15 protein-coding genes are annotated in these 14,653 nt (G+C 59.3%); 6 read left to right on the forward strand and 9 right to left on the reverse strand.

What is annotated here, in order from left to right; genetic code table 11:
• Positions 1 to 63: 63 nt before the first annotated feature.
• The 7 genes from J2046_RS23435 to J2046_RS23465 form a co-directional block, all read right to left on the reverse strand.
• Complete coding sequence (locus J2046_RS23435) at positions 64 to 408, reverse strand: hypothetical protein (RefSeq protein WP_210055997.1); 345 nt, start codon at positions 406 to 408, stop codon at positions 64 to 66.
• A gap of 65 nt (positions 409 to 473) precedes the next feature.
• Positions 474 to 1,523 (reverse strand): selenide, water dikinase SelD, encoded by a 1,050-nt coding sequence (gene selD / locus J2046_RS23440; RefSeq protein WP_210055999.1) that lies wholly within the window; start codon positions 1,521 to 1,523, stop codon positions 474 to 476.
• A 286-nt stretch (positions 1,524 to 1,809) separates the two neighbouring features.
• Positions 1,810 to 2,952, reverse strand: a complete 1,143-nt coding sequence (locus J2046_RS23445) for an OpgC family protein (RefSeq protein ID WP_210056000.1) — start codon at positions 2,950 to 2,952, stop codon at positions 1,810 to 1,812.
• Entirely contained in the window at positions 2,936 to 4,573 is a 1,638-nt protein-coding gene (locus tag J2046_RS23450) for a thiamine pyrophosphate-binding protein (RefSeq protein ID WP_210056002.1), read from the reverse strand. Before J2046_RS23450 ends, J2046_RS23445 begins: the two co-directional genes overlap by 17 nt.
• Positions 4,574 to 4,638: 65 nt before the next feature.
• Positions 4,639 to 5,442 carry a CE1 family esterase gene (locus J2046_RS23455; RefSeq protein WP_210056004.1) on the reverse strand — a complete coding sequence of 268 codons (804 nt, stop codon included), beginning with the start codon at positions 5,440 to 5,442 and terminating at the stop codon, positions 4,639 to 4,641.
• 47 nt (positions 5,443 to 5,489) lie between these two features.
• Positions 5,490 to 5,972, reverse strand: coding sequence for a hypothetical protein (locus J2046_RS23460; RefSeq protein ID WP_210056006.1), 483 nt, complete (start codon positions 5,970 to 5,972; stop codon positions 5,490 to 5,492).
• Positions 5,973 to 6,001: 29 nt separating this feature from the next.
• Positions 6,002 to 7,330 (reverse strand): tetratricopeptide repeat protein, encoded by a 1,329-nt coding sequence (locus J2046_RS23465; RefSeq protein WP_210056008.1) that lies wholly within the window; start codon positions 7,328 to 7,330, stop codon positions 6,002 to 6,004.
• A gap of 251 nt (positions 7,331 to 7,581) precedes the next feature.
• On the opposite strand from J2046_RS23465, the gene J2046_RS23470 reads away from it, so the two are divergent.
• Both J2046_RS23470 and J2046_RS23475 read left to right on the forward strand, forming a co-directional pair.
• Positions 7,582 to 8,079: a hypothetical protein gene (locus J2046_RS23470; protein WP_210056010.1), complete on the forward strand. Its 498-nt coding sequence runs from the start codon at positions 7,582 to 7,584 to the stop codon at positions 8,077 to 8,079.
• Between the two features lie 128 nt (positions 8,080 to 8,207).
• Entirely contained in the window at positions 8,208 to 8,912 is a 705-nt protein-coding gene (locus J2046_RS23475) for a DUF1109 domain-containing protein (RefSeq protein ID WP_325169780.1), read from the forward strand.
• Between the two features lie 83 nt (positions 8,913 to 8,995).
• On the opposite strand, the gene J2046_RS23480 is transcribed toward J2046_RS23475, so the two are convergent.
• Positions 8,996 to 10,942, reverse strand: coding sequence for an FAD-binding monooxygenase (locus J2046_RS23480; protein WP_210056012.1), 1,947 nt, complete (start codon positions 10,940 to 10,942; stop codon positions 8,996 to 8,998).
• Positions 10,943 to 11,175: 233 nt separating this feature from the next.
• On the opposite strand from J2046_RS23480, the gene J2046_RS23485 reads away from it, so the two are divergent.
• The 4 genes from J2046_RS23485 to J2046_RS23500 all read left to right on the forward strand — a co-directional run bounded on the left by J2046_RS23485 (position 11,176) and on the right by J2046_RS23500 (position 13,233).
• The gene (locus J2046_RS23485) at positions 11,176 to 11,685 is read left to right on the forward strand and encodes a MarR family winged helix-turn-helix transcriptional regulator (RefSeq protein WP_210056014.1); all 510 of its coding nucleotides are present in this window, start codon (positions 11,176 to 11,178) and stop codon (positions 11,683 to 11,685) included.
• A 109-nt stretch (positions 11,686 to 11,794) separates the two neighbouring features.
• Positions 11,795 to 12,019, forward strand: coding sequence for a hypothetical protein (locus J2046_RS23490; protein WP_210056016.1), 225 nt, complete (start codon positions 11,795 to 11,797; stop codon positions 12,017 to 12,019).
• A 95-nt stretch (positions 12,020 to 12,114) separates the two neighbouring features.
• Positions 12,115 to 12,321, forward strand: coding sequence for a hypothetical protein (locus J2046_RS23495; protein WP_210056018.1), 207 nt, complete (start codon positions 12,115 to 12,117; stop codon positions 12,319 to 12,321).
• A 168-nt stretch (positions 12,322 to 12,489) separates the two neighbouring features.
• Positions 12,490 to 13,233: a GGDEF domain-containing protein gene (locus tag J2046_RS23500; protein WP_210056020.1), complete on the forward strand. Its 744-nt coding sequence runs from the start codon at positions 12,490 to 12,492 to the stop codon at positions 13,231 to 13,233.
• Here J2046_RS23500 and J2046_RS23505 read toward each other — a convergent pair.
• Entirely contained in the window at positions 13,230 to 14,636 is a 1,407-nt protein-coding gene (locus tag J2046_RS23505; RefSeq protein WP_210056022.1) for a M20 family metallopeptidase, read from the reverse strand. The genes J2046_RS23500 and J2046_RS23505 overlap by 4 nt on opposite strands.
• Positions 14,637 to 14,653 lie beyond the last annotated feature (17 nt).

The raw sequence follows: 14,653 nt of genomic DNA on the forward strand, positions 1-14,653 counted from the left end.
ATTACAGCCATGTTCGCTGTTTGCAAACAGAATTGACAATCATCACGGCAATCGTGACCAAATTCAGCAATCTGCCGGTGCCGGGGTTTCGGGAGCCATGGCAAGATCGAGGCCGCGCGCCGTCGGCGGCTGCCAGGTCGTCGAACCGCGGATCGCTCCTTGAGGATTCGTGCCGATATACGCACCGCCCGTGCCGCCGGTCCAGCCAGTCGATCCGCTGTTGCCGGGCGCGGTGCCGTCGGCGCTCCCGCGGTCGGGTGCCGTTGCCGGCTCCGCCTTGCCGGCAGCCGTGGTGCAATTGACCTTTTCATTTGCGGTCTGCGCCGATGCCGGCTCTGACATGGAACTCAGCAGGCAGAAGGCGACTGTAGCAAGCGTGGGAAAGGGGACGATTGTCGGGTTTCGCATGGCGATCTCCTTTTCATCGTTCACCAACGACGTTCGGGTCCGCTTGTTCCAAGCAGCGATCGCGATCAGGGAACGACCTTGATCCCGGCCGCACCCGCTTCCGCGGTTCCGATAATGCTCGCAAGCGGATAACCGTCGAGGCGGATCTTGTCGACCAGTGCCTCAGCCTTTTCTGGCGCGCATGCGACCAGAAGACCGCCTGAGGTCTGCGGGTCGGCAAGCAACAGGCGTTGCCAGTCGGGCAGGCCCTCGGGAAGTCCGATATCGGCGCCGTAACTCGTCCAGTTGCGGCCGGAGGCACCTGTGATGAAACCCTGTTCTGCGAGCGCCTTCGCCTGCGACAGGAAAGGAATTGAGGAAAGCTTCAGGACCAAGGACAGGTTGGAAGCACGCGCCATTTCAAGCCCGTGGCCAAGGATGCCGAAACCGGTCACGTCCGTGATCGCGTGGACGTCCGGGTCGGTGGCGAGGTCCGCGCCGATGCGGTTGAGGAGTGTTGTGGAACCGATCATCTCCTCATAGCAGCCGGGCGGCAGGGCGTTCTTCTTGATTGCCGCCGAATAGATGCCGATGCCGATACCCTTGGTCAGGATCAAGGCGTCTCCAGGTTTCACTCCACCATTGCGGCGAACCTGATCCGGGCGGCAGATGCCAATGACTGCAAGCCCGTAAATCGGTTCAATGGAATCGATGGAATGACCACCCGCGACAGGGATACCCGCCTCGGCGCAGACCGAAGCGCCCCCCTCCAGGACCTTCGCAATGATCTCCGGAGCAAGCTTGTTGATCGGCATGCCAAGGATCGCCAATGCCAGAATCGGTTTACCACCCATTGCGTAAACGTCGGAAATGGCGTTGGTCGCTGCGATCCGACCAAAATCGCGCGGGTCATCGACCATCGGCATGAAGAAATCGGTCGTGGCAATCACACAGGTGTTATCGTCAACCTGCCACACGGCCGCGTCATCAGCCATCTCGTTCCCGACGAGGAGCTGAGCAAAAGGTTGGACGGCCGGTTGGGCAGAAAGCAAGCTTTGCAGGACCGAAGGTGCGAGCTTGCAGCCGCAACCTCCACCGTGGGCGAGTTCTGTCAGACGGATCGCAGGCGTGTCCATGGAACCTCCGGTGGATTGCTTGAGGACCTCGGCAACATTCAGCATTTCGAAGACATGAATGCAAGTATGCGAAAAGTGCGCCTGTGTTCTTTCGCACCATAGGAGAGAAGACCGTGGCATCCTTGGCAACGGGTTATGCCAGTTCCGGGCCATCGGCTGTCGCCTCCGCCGGGCTTACCGTCGGCGCTGAAGGGCTCAAACCGACGTCATGATTGCCGACACTACCAGAGTCGTACGGCGCGCGATGTTTCGTCAGACTTCGGGATGGGGAAGGGGACACGCGCTTTTAAGACTTCCAGGGGGAATTCTTGAACCACCGAACAAGATAGGCGGTTGCGATCAGAAGGCTGAAGCCGCACAGGTTCGCGGCGGCTTCTGTGAAGACCGTGCGGCCTGTCTGATCAAGAGCAATCCCTATTATTTGTGCGATGACCATGCCGGTGACGAAAACGGCAAGTGACTGCTGGCCGACGACGACGAGAATACGCACGGCCGGACCGTGCAGCCGCGATCCTCCTTCACCGACGATGTGAACTGCGATGTAACAGAGCGCCAGGAAGTGTACGAACCGCAGAATGCCGAAGCGGGTTTTGTCGGTGAGAGGGGTGATGAAGTCCGCAACGCCGCGGAAGAAGGGATGCATCTCCAAAAAATGTACCCAGGCGAAAGGCATGGTGATGAGGACGACCGCCGCGGCCAGAAACATGAGGCGCCGATCATAACCGGGCGCGGGCAATGTGCCGCGCATCAGAAAAAAGCCGGTGAAGAAGATAAGTTGCCAGCCAAACGGATCGAAGAACCAGGGACGGTTGGACCACGGTTCGGCAGAAAGGCTGGCGTAGCCAAATTGCGATGCCAGCCAAAGCCCGATCATCAGCACGAATGGAAGGATTTTACTGATACGACTTGCCAGCAGCATTACCGGCAGGAGCGCCAGAACGACCATATACATTGGCAGGATGTCGAAGTAGTTCGGCACGTAGCGCAGGGTCAGCAGCGCCGCCAGAAGGGAACCCGGATCGCGGATGAAGGGCAGCAGATTCAGGCTGTCCAGATAGGAAACGCCATCCGGGCGCGTTCCCGCTATTGCCATCAATGCGACAACGGCGATGAAAACCGAAATATGCGCCCAATAGATCTGCCACAGGCGTCGCGCGACCCTTGCCACGAGAGCTATGGTCCCAGCCCGATCAAAGGTGGTGCCGAAAGCGATCGCGGAGGCCATTCCAGACTGGAAGACGAACATCTCGGTTGCATCGGAAAAGCCGAAGCGGGCAGGAATCCACAATGCCCAGCCATCGTAGGGGATATGGGCTATCAGGATGATCAGCATGCCGACGCCGCGGAAGAAATCCAGCCGCAGGTCGCGCTGACGCTTGACCGGAGGCGCTGCCGTACCGGCAGAGGCGATCTTAGAAGGCGTCCTCATATGCGCTTGCGGCGAACCGGCAGCAAATGAGGGTGAAGCCTGCGCGGGTTCTTGCCGCCGTAAGCTCGTTACGGAAGTCATTGATCGTCTCCACATTGATACCGTAGCCGCCGAAGCCTTTTGTTACTGCGGCAAAATCCGTAAGCCCCAGAGCTACGCCCGCGGGAGCCAAACCTGCTGCGGCCTGTTTCAAGGCGATGAGCGCAAGGCTCTGATCCTGGAAAAGCACGATGGTGATCGGTTGGCCGAGGTCGCGCAGGGTAGCGAGTTCTCCTATTCCCATCTCCAGCCCGCCGTCGCCCATGACGGCAAACACGCTACGATCCGGAGCTGCGACCTTCGCTCCGATCGCGAGTGGCAGTGCAGCCGCCATGGTGCAGAAACCCGCGGATTGGAGCAGCGTCAACGGCCGACGCGCCACCCATTGCTGGGAGAGCAGGATGCGATGGGCGCCGCTGTCGACGGTGACGATGGTGTCATCCTGGATTTCGGATTGCAGCGTTTCAATGATCGCATGAGGACCCCAGTCGTCCCTTCCTGCAAAGAGGCTACGAAGCTTTGCCTTGGCGAAAGCCGGTTCGTCCCGTACCCATGTCCTCCGCCGCGTCGCAGAATGCGCCAGCATGCCAACGAACCGCGCGATATCCGCGACCACGCGTGTGCCGGCATGGTGCATGGCGTGATCGGGTGCCGTTCCGGTAATCTCCACGAGCTTGGTCGCATCCTTGACGAAATCCAGCCAGCCGAGGCGCATCTCGATCGGATCATAGCCAATGGCAAGCACGAGGTCGGCGCTCGCCACAAGCGGTAACAGAATGGCATCGGCCCGTGGCGAGAGCCCCGCGCCACCAAGCGAAAGGTGGTGATTTTCCGGTATCAGTCCCTTTGCCTTGTAGGTCGTGATCACCGGTGCACCGGTTGCCTCCGCCAAGGCAAGCACGGCTGTGTTAGCACCCCTGCGGGCAGCTTCAAAGCCGGCGACGATCAAGGGGCGTTCGGCGCGTTTGAAGCGGTCTGAAAGCGCCATGATGGAGGGATCAGTTGTCGTCACCATCGGCCGCAGCACCTGAGGGGGGGCGGCCGAGAACGGTTCCTGCACCGTCATTTCCGCGACGGCCGGAGAAAGATCCAGGTGAACCGGCCCCATGGGGTCGGCCATTGCGAGCGCAATGGCGCGGGCGACCGTCGAGGCGGCGCTTTCCGGCTCGACCTCGAAGGATGCCTTCACCAGAGGCTGCAGCAATTGGGCGTGATTGATGACCTGATGTGTGTAGCGAGCCCGCGTGGCACGATCGACGATGCCGGAGATCACGATCAACGGGACACGCTCCTGGGCGGCGTCGGCAATGCCGTTGACCGCATTGGCAAGACCCGGGCCGACCGTCGTCACCAGCATCTGCAGTTTCCCGGAAATCACGCTCGCCCCGGAGGCCATGATCGCAGCCGCCGTTTCGTGGCGAGCAAGATGGAACGCGATGCCGGCTTTCTGCAACCCGTCGATCAGCGTCACAACTTCTCCGCCCGGCATGCCGAAAGCGTGCCTGACGCCATGATTATGCAAGGCGCGGGCGATCGTGTCCGCCACCCTCGTGCTACCACCTTTCGCCTGATTATCGAACATCTCTATCTCACGCTTAATGGATTGGCCTCGCCCCGAAACTGTTTGCCCTTTCCGGAGCAGGTTGCTTATTTCGGGTAGCCGAGGGCGGTCAGCCCGGCATCCAGAAGATCAGGCCGGGCCTCATGCCCGCCGTCATGAATGCAAAGAATGCTCTCGCCGCGCAGACAGCCAGGGACGGCATCGCAGACGATACCGTCGATCATGCTCTTGTGAGCGGCAGGCAGATCGCACCGGGCCCTCTCGCGGTAAATTGCAACACTCTTGAGTGCGTCACCTTGATGGAAAGTCCCCGCGATCGCCCGACCCGCCAACGGAAAAGTTCTATCCGCCGTTCCGTGGAAGTGGATCATCGGCGGGAGATTGCTGGTACAGTCCGCTGCCTGGGGCAGAGGGTCCCAGAACACGCCGGAAAACGTCACCATGGCGGCCACCCGGCCTCCCTGCTCGCAGGCCGTATACCACGCCATGGAAGCTCCGACGGAGAAGCCGCCGACGATCACTTTTTTCGGCGTAAAGCCGTGCCTGTTCTGGAGGTCGTTCAAGACATTTCCGATGAAGCGCTTTTCGTCGCGGTCGCGCCTTGGTGCGCCTGGATACGACCAGCCGCCGGCAAGCCCGTCGACCGCGACATAGGCGAGATGATGGGCAAGTGTCGTATCCACGAGAGAACGCTGTCGCATCTGCAATTCTGCAGAACTCTTGAAGCCGTGGAAGTAAACGTAGGCGCCCCTTACGTCGCCATCTTGGGGCAGTTCGATGCGGTAGTTGCCGCCGTCCACCGTGCATGCGACGTCTCCGCCGCAATACGAGCCAGCAAGCCCCGGATCCGCACCGAGACAGAGGGCTGCCGCGAGGAAGCGCCGGAACATCGATCCCCCCCTCGATATCGATGCGCAAAGGTCGAGCAATCGTCCCGTCACCTTCCAAACGCCCGGATGGTATAGGCGACGGTGACGCCGAAGATGATATGCCCGGCGAGCGAAGCCCAGGTCAGCGGAATGAAACCAAGAAAAGCTGGCAGTCCGGCGATGAGATGGGCCATCACGAAGAGCGCAAACACCCATAGCCCGACGCCGAAGCCGATGCCGGTCAGGAGCAAGGGCAGCCGCGGGAGAACGATTCGTTGCAGGGGCCGGGCGATGAAAAGATAGCCGATCGGATAAAACACGATGCCGACTATGGCATGGATCGCCTCGGCCAGAAGTAGATTGTTGAAGCCGAAGACCGTTTGCACAAGTGCTGCGGGCTCCAGGGGGCCGCCGACGAGCAAAGGCGTAATCAGGCGCGCCCATACTTCCCAGGCAATGTCCGCAGCAAGGCCGGACACGACAATAGCTTTTCCAAGGCCGGGTTCGATTGCCGGGAATATGCTGGGTTTCTGCATTTCCATCATGGTCATTTCAGTCATCCTCGTATGTTGTGTTGAGGTCAGGCCGACAGCCTCATTCCGGCGGATTGCTCGATCGAGCGGATCAGGCGGTCCTCCGCTTTCAGATGCCTGCGCATATGACGGATTCGGGAGATGCCTGCGTTGTCGCCACGGCTGCCGACCGCCTTTGCAAGCGCGAGGACGAAGAAATCGCGTTGTGCGTTGCTGCCGCCGATCTTTGGCAGATTGACAATCACCCGATCGAGCATCTGCCTGTCGGCCGGGGCGCCGAGTCCCGCGAGCATGCGTGCCATCGGCACGCCGATTTCGGCTGCAACCCGTGCCTGGTCGCCGGTACCCGTGGCTTTCTCCTCTATCTCCGTGACGAGTTCGGCCGCGCCAACCCTATCTCCGATCGCGACCAGTGCCGCGAGATTGTGAAGAGCTGCGAAGATGAGGGTCGTGTCCCACCGCCTTGCCCGGGCGATGCCGGCGAGGTCATGCCAGCGCGATCCCACATGAACACCCATCTGGTTCAATCGCCACAGGAGTGAGACAGCATTTGCCATATCCCTGAAATCATCCGTCTGCTGGGGACGCACTTCATCGTCGTAGAGCTGAAGGACACGCTCATGGTCGCCGCGTTCGAGGTGAAGCAAAGCGAGATGCCAAGCCATGTGGAAGGAGAAATTGTTGCAGCGCGACCAGGCGCTTCGACTGCTTTCGAGCCAATCGACGCCCTCCTGTGTTTGTCCGCGCATCTCGAAGACGTGCGAAACCGCATGCAGGCCCCAGGAATCATCCGGCTGCAAGGCGACCGCCTTCCGCCCCGCTTTCATGGCCTCCTCATAGCGACCGGTTTCTTCCAGCGAAAAGGCATAACAGCCGAATACGAAGCCGGCCGAAAGGCTTGCTGAATCAAGGCTATCTACCGCTCGTGAACTCGCCGTCAGCATTCCGGCGGCATCACCGAGCATGAAGCGAAGGGCGTGTGAGAGCTTGAAAGGAAGGAAAGTCGCCGGGCGGTCGGCAAAGCCGCGATCAAGCATATCTACGGCGCCGGAAAACGATCCCTGGTTGGCTGTAGCCAAAGCTTTCACGAGGATCTGCTCGTCTGCCGTTCCGCCGTTCTTCCTTGTCAGTGCGGCTCGGGCTTCGGCGAGCGCTGTTTCGGCGCTGGCGGCCAGTTCCGAGCGAGCAAGGATGAGGTTTGCAAAACCGGTAAGCGCGTGTGCGGCAACATGATCGGGATCGGCGGCAAGCGTTGCCTGCAGCGATGCACCCGTGCTCGGACGGTGCGTTGCAAGACCATAGACAGCTTGCTCGAAAGCTCGCCGGGCTTCGGCGCTGTCGCTGCTGGTGATCAGATCATAGGCATCGCGATTCATGTCAGACTCCTTGGGGAAGCCGGCGAACGGGGAAGATTTCCGGAAGCAACGGCTGTCGGATTGGCACCGATAACGGCCTCTACGGGTTCGCCACCGAGTTCGTTACATCAGGCGATGACTTTTCTGCCGGGGCGATCGCGACCGAGTCCTCCAACGAAAATTTGAACGCGGATGTAACGAAGCGGTTATCCTGGGCGAACTAGGCTCAACAGACTGCCCGGCCACATGCATCAACAACAGGAGCCGATCGGATGGATGTCAGGAAGAGTGATGAGCACTTTCCGTTTCGCCGAGTTGACGACACGCAACATCGTTCCGATGGGCACGACGTGGTATGGGATGAGATGATCACGCCGGAACTGTCGATCCTGCTGCCCGCCGGAACGACCTTGGAGGCACGGCTGCGCGATCCTGCCGGCACCGGTGACAATCATTCCACGAGAAAACTTGTCCTTCTTGGAGCGGATGGCGGAAAGGCTTTACTCCTCAATCCTGCCCATGCCCTCGATCCCGTGGAGGATTTCCAAGGGGCTGCTGTTTTGCAGTGTCATCGCGGAAGCCGCATCATTCAGCTATGGGGGCGGTTTCGACCCAGTCCTGTCAGGGACCTGCGGTTCGAGCTGATCCTTTGGCAGGTTTGGCCGGCAGACTTTGCCGAAGTGCGGCAGGCGGCGCGTCGGCTCGAGGAATATCAGCAGATGATCAGACGTCTCAGGCTTGAAATTGCACTTCAGCGTTGCCAGCAATAGCCGGAGCGTTGTTCTGCAGAGGGATATATCGAATGACGATATCCGCGCGCCTAATCGGGCCATTGGCTCGTGTGGCGCTGATTGGCTACATTTCTGCTGATTAGCTGCGGCGTTGTGAGAAGAAGTTGGTGCGGATCTTGACCGCTGTGAGCGCATCAGGTCGTTCGTTGATAACGAGGCAGAGTGGAGTGAATGGATTGAATACCGATGATTTGATCAGTCTCTTGGCGCAGGACGCTCCGGTGCGCGTTCGCCTTGGCCGAGCGTTGATGGCGGCGCTGATGATCGGAGCTTCGGTGTCCGCGATTGTTCTCGTCTCGACCGTCGGGATTCGGGCGAATATGGTGGAGGCGCTTCAAACGAGCCGCGTCGATTTCAAGATCGCCTTGACGTTGATCCTGGCGATAGTCGGGTGCAACCTGGTCTTCAGGATAGGAAGGCCTGGCGTTGCCATCAAGCCGCATGTGCTTGCATTTTTCCTGCCGCTTGTCCTGCTTTTGGCCGGTATCCTTGCCGAACTGTTCGTTCTGCCTGCGGTTGCTTGGAAAGCGAGCATGATCGGGCGGTATTCAAACTTCTGCCTGGTCTTCATCCCGCTTCTGTCGCTGACACCCTTTATGGCATTCTTTTGGGCGTTGAAGCATGGCGCCCCGGAGAACCCAGGTCTCGCCGGAGCGGTCGCGGGTTTGGCAGCGGGAGGGATCGGGGCTGCCATTTATGCCTGGCATTGTCCTGATGACAGCCCCCTGTTTGTGGGGAGTTGGTATATGATAGCAATCGCTATCATGACCTCGTTAGGCTATGTTTCAGGGCGGCGCTGGCTTCGCTGGTAGGCAGAGGGCCAGTGGCGCCGCTGGTTCTGCTGATCTCGGAACCATTTCGTACGTTAGTGTCGGCACTCCCATCGAGACTTCGTTCAGTTCTTCTGCGTCATGAAGCCTTCGAAGAAGGCAGCAAGTTCGATATGCGCACCGAGAGGGAGAACATGCGCGACGTATTGGTCTGGCCGCACGACAATCAAACATCCCTGTTCCCGATCGATATCGCGCATGTCGAAAATGTCATTGCCGCTTTTCAGGTCGGGGCAGAACATCTTCTCATAATCTCGAAGCCCCAGGCGTCCCTTTGCCGGAAGGAGAAGGGAATGCATGGCCTCCACGGCGAGTTCGCGATGGTCCTGCTGAAAGACCGCGCGGACATCGATAACGGCGTCGATGTCCGCGCCAGCCGGCGTATATTTCCTGACTGGAGATTCGTGCGCATCGGCAAGGAACTCGCATAGGGACCGAATGCCTGAGCCGGCGGCAACGGGATCTCCGGTGCCGGCGAAAGCATAGAGGCGCCAGCGACCGTCCGCCTTCGCGGTGTGGCCGAGCTGAATCGGCTTGGCATCCGCGAGGCGAATGACCGGCGCGGAATGAAAGCGTGTACCGATCGTAAACCCCTTCGCCAGAGATTGATGGGTCGATTCGGCCGTAAGGATGGACGGGCGGTAATGGGTCGCCGTTCCCGCCGTATAACGTCCGTGCCTGACGAAATATTCCTGGACCTCCGCCGGATCGACGCCTTCACCATCCGGTGAGGATTTCAGGGGCGCACTCAACATCTTGGCCCATTCGCGGTCGAAATCGATCAGTTCTTTGGCGATAGCCTGACGTTCCGCCGAGTAGCTGTGCAGAAGTTCGGGCGAGCAGCGACCCTGAAGGACGGCTGCAAGCTTCCAGCCCAGATTGAGCGCGTCCTGCATGGAGACGTTCATACCCTGGCCCGCCTTGGGACTGTGAGTATGGCAGGCGTCGCCGGCGATGAACACATAAGGCAGACGCGTCGCAATTTCCCCTTCCGGCACGTCATCGAACTTGTCGCAGAGCCGCTGGCCTATCTCATAGACGGACCACCACGCGACTTCCTTCACCTCGAGCGTATAGGGCTTTAGAATCCGCTGTGCTGCGGCAATCAGGTGGTCGACGGTGATGTTTCGATTGGCCACCCGTTCGTTTTCGTTGAGTTTGTCGAGCTCTACATAGATGCGGACCAGATAGCCGCCTTCCCGCGGGATGAGCACGATGCTGCCTTCATTGGCGGATTGGATCAGCGCCTTGAGACGAATATCGGGAAAGTCTGTGACGGCCAGCACATCCATGACGCCCCAGGCCTGATTGGCCGAATCGCCCTTGAGTTCCCGCCCGAGTGACTTCCTGACGATGCTGCGCGCCCCGTCACAGCCGATCACGTAGCGGGCCCTGATGGTCTCCACCCGCCCTTCATGCGAACGATCGAGTCGCTCGAGTCTGGCCGTCACGGGACGGCCGGGAGACTGATCGCGGGTGGCTGACGGCGGATCAATCTGAAGGTCGAGGAGGCGCCGCGCGTAGTGCGGCTCCAGCCGGCTCGGCGATCTGCGCATGACATCCAGATAGAAATCATGCACACGCGCCTGATTCAGGATCACATGAGGAAACTCGGAGAGCCCGTCTTCGACATCCTGAATCCTGCCGTGGCGAACGATCTTTTCCCGTTCGGCATCGTCCGGTTTCCAGAATGACGTCTCGTTGACCCAATAGGCTTCCTTCAACACGCGCTCGGCAAAGCCGAAGGCCTCGAACATTTCCAGAGTGCGACAGGCAATGCCGTCGGCTTGCCCGAGTAGCAGGGGACCGGATTTCTGATCGACGATGCAGGTCTTGATATCGGGAAAGGTCGCCAGCTGGGCGGCGAGCGTCAATCCGGCCGGCCCGCAGCCGATAATCAGAACATCGACTTCTTTGGGAAGCGGATCCGAACCGGATGACGTCGTGTGCCGGCCGGATGGCTCCGAAATTGCCGGATCTCCGGTCCGGAACCCGTTGAGGTGAAATTGCATGGATGTATCTCCTCCGCGTGTCTTGCTGAATATCCGTCCGATCCTGGCTGCAACCGTATCCCGCGGCTGCCATAGGCTTCGGTTTGCTGGCTGCCAGTATCGACGGTTGAACCGCCTCGTGGTTTAAGTTGTTGCGACGATGTCAGAACGATGAGCCTGGATCGTCGTGATAATTAATCAGTATGCTGATTATATGTATGCTGTCAAGACGAGAGTCGGTCATGGAGAGATCGGTGAAAGACAACAATGACATGCCGGGGCACTTGGCCCGCCGGTTCCAGCAGATTGCCGTTGCCGTCTTCCATGCGGAAGCAGAGGCCGCCGGCTATGACCTGACACCCGTTCAATACGCGGCGCTCGCTGCGATCAGCGCGAATCCGGGCATTGATCAGGTGACGCTCGCCGGGTTGATAGCCTATGATCGGACGACCATTACCGGCGTCGTGGATCGACTGGTACAGAAGGGCTTCCTCGAGCGCCGCGCGAGCAAAAGAGACAGGCGTGCGCGTGAACTGGAGATCACGGAGGCAGGGCGGGAAACGCTTTCCGGTATCATGCCGGCGGTTGAGGCAGCGCAGCGCATTATGCTGCGGGGCCTGAATGCCGACGAGTCTGAGGAACTACTGCGGCTTTTACGCAAGGCGATCGCTGCCGGTAACGAACTCAGTCGGGCGCCGTTCCGGGAGGCTTCGGCGGATGTTGCGAAGGCCGCTGGTAGGATCGAAAGCGATCGGGATGGGTAGTGAGCCTGGCCCTTGATGTTTGGCGTGCACTCGAACCTGCGACCAAATCCCTTGCCTGCCTTGCTCGCCGTTCATATTGTTGCAGAACGTCACGGACGGGATGGCGAGAATGTCCGGTGAAGAGCGCGCGCGTATCGATTGCCTGGATGAAAAGGGAAACTCTGTGTCTGTATTCAAGGCCATCCGGAGCCGCGGCGATGGGCATCGGGAGAGCCGAGAAACTGGCGCCGTTACCCGCTTCGTTTACTACACCTCCGATGGTTATCTGGTGGAACCGCTTTCGGATGGAAATTTTCAGGTCGTCCTTTCGGGCGAAATCCTGACACGCCTATAATGCCGATGTGCCGGTACGGCGCTTCGAGCGTTGATTTCCCTCAAAGCAATTTAGATGCCGTGCAAGTAAGGTCCCATAAGAAAAGGACCAAAAGAATGTCTCGTGCACCTGATGCTCAATTCACTCACGAACAGATCATGATTTATAAGTCATTGATCCACGATCTGGAGCGGCGCTTTCCCGAACTTGCCGATGTTGAATATACCGCTGATCACCCGTCAGCGGCAACGTTGCATCGGCTGATGACTTATCGCGAGTCCGTCAAAATCCTAAAAGGATTCATCAGGCAGGGCGACGAATGATGTTCGGGCACATGGCGAGCCATATTGTCATTGGCAGACCGCTTATCTCACGCTTCAAAGACGCCTAAAGACATGTCAAAACCTAGGATGTTTCAGGATTGGTTCAGCCTATGTTAAAGTCAGCAAGCTTAAGAGGGGCCCCGATATTCATTCCTCGCGGCTCTTTCGATGCGCATCGTCCTCGCCAAGTCATTGCTGACCGGTCTGCTGTCGCTGCTTGCCTCCCTCATTCTCTCATTCAGCATCGTTCCGATGCTCGGCGGAGAAGTGGCCGGAGCCGGTCTCATAATGACCATCGTTTGCCCGTTGGTTATCTCTATTCCAGCTTCGGCCGTGCATTTCCGACAAGCTGAAAAACTTCGGCGCGCAGAAGCGGCGGCCTCGGAGGCACTCCAGAAGCTGGCGATCGCATATGAAGAGCTTCGCCTACAATCACGCCGGGATGGGTTGACCGGGCTTCTCAACAGAAGTGCATTCCTTGAAGAATTGGAAACCTTTAGCCGCAAAGGCGTGACGGGTGGCCTACTGTTCCTGGATCTCGATTATTTCAAGTCGATCAATGATGGGCATGGACATGCAACGGGCGACGAAGCTCTCCGCCGGACAGGACAGATACTCGCGGCCTATCAAGGAGAATTTGACATTGCTGGCCGCCTTGGAGGAGAGGAGTTTGCGCTTTTTCAGAGTGATTTGACGGCTGAAGCGATGTTGCGACGATGTGAGGAAATTCGCGGACTGATCGACTGCATGGATTTTCGTTCAGCCTCCGGATCAATTATCTCCGTATCGGCGAGCATTGGAGCATTTTATTGCGTTCCTGGCTTTGATCCTCAGGAATGTCTCAAGGCTGCGGACGCAAATCTCTACAAGGCGAAAACGAGCGGCCGAAACCGGGTTGTTTTGTCAATCTAACCGGCCTGCCGGTCAGCGGCTGTTTCACCGATATCCCAATAAAGACCGGCCATCATGGCAAGTCCCTCGCGAACGATGCTGACCGGCAGGTGCTCGTTTGGAGCATGTTGCAGGCAGCCGGGATAGGAATGCGGAATCCAGATGGTCGGCAGGCCGAGCAAATCGGAGAAGATGTTGTTCGGCAGTGAACCGCCGAGATTGGGCAGGATGGCCGGCGGAGCGCCCAACGTCTTCTCGATCGAGGTGACGATACGTCTGACCCAGGGATGATCGGGATCGAGGCGGCTGGCGAGGAAGATCGCGTCGGTGGGATCCTTGACTACGACGCGGTCGTAACCGGCATCGATTAAAGCCTTGCGAACGGCCGGAACGACCGCATCCGGATCGACGCCGACCGGAAAACGGAGCTGCACGCGGGCGCGGGCCCTGGGCGGGATGGCGTAAAGCGGCTGGGCGAGGTTGCCGCATTCCATCTCCATGACCTCGAAGGAACTCCAGGCGAAGACTTTTTCCTCAGGCGTAAGGCCCGGCTCGCCCCACCACGGCTCGATCGGAGGATCGTCGGCGGCCGGGGTGATCTTGCAATCCTTCAGCGCCGCGCGGACGTTTTCCGGGATGTTCCCAGGTGTCATCTCGCGGACCTTGATCCTACCCGTCCGATCCACCAGCGCCGTAATCGCATGGCAGAGTTCTATGCCAGGATTGGAGAGGATGCCGCCCCAGTTGCCGGAATGCTGAAAACTTTCGCGCGCATTGATCTCCAGATGGAAGGACATGCCGCCGCGGGCGCCGAGAAAGATCGTCGGCCGTTCCAGTGCCAGGCGAGGACCATCGGACGCGATGAAGACGTCGGCCTTGAGTTCGTCCTTGTGGGCAGCGCACATCTCTTTCAGGCCGAGCGAACCGGACTCTTCTCCCATCTCAATCAGATATTTGAGATTGAAGCCAAGCGAGCCTTTGACTGCCAGCAGAGCCTCAATCGCGGCGAGGTTAATCGCATGCTGACCCTTGTTATCGGCCGTGCCGCGGCCATACCAGGCGCCGTTTTTTTCCGCCATCTCGAAGGGGGATAGACCTTCCTCCCACTGACCATCCAAACCGGCGACAACGTCGCCATGGCCGTATTGCAGGATGGTGGTGTAGTTGGGATTCTCAACCCGCTCAGCGATCAGGAAAGGGCCTGGGGCCAGGTCGTTCTCGTAGATCTTCGTCGCGAAGCCGAGGCGCTCGAAGAAGGGCTGCATGTCCCCAGTGATATAGCGCCAAAGGTCCGGCCTGTTGGCCGCGACACGACTTGCCGACGGGATCGCGACGCTCTTGCGGAGCGCCGCCTTGAAGGAACCGTCATCGAGATAACCCACAGCCTTGTCGATCGTCGCCTGGCGGGATGGGGCAGTCGTCATTGGGGCACCTCGGGATT

It is taken from the genome of Neorhizobium petrolearium (assembly GCF_017873175.1).
GTDB lineage: Bacteria > Pseudomonadota > Alphaproteobacteria > Rhizobiales > Rhizobiaceae > Neorhizobium > Neorhizobium petrolearium.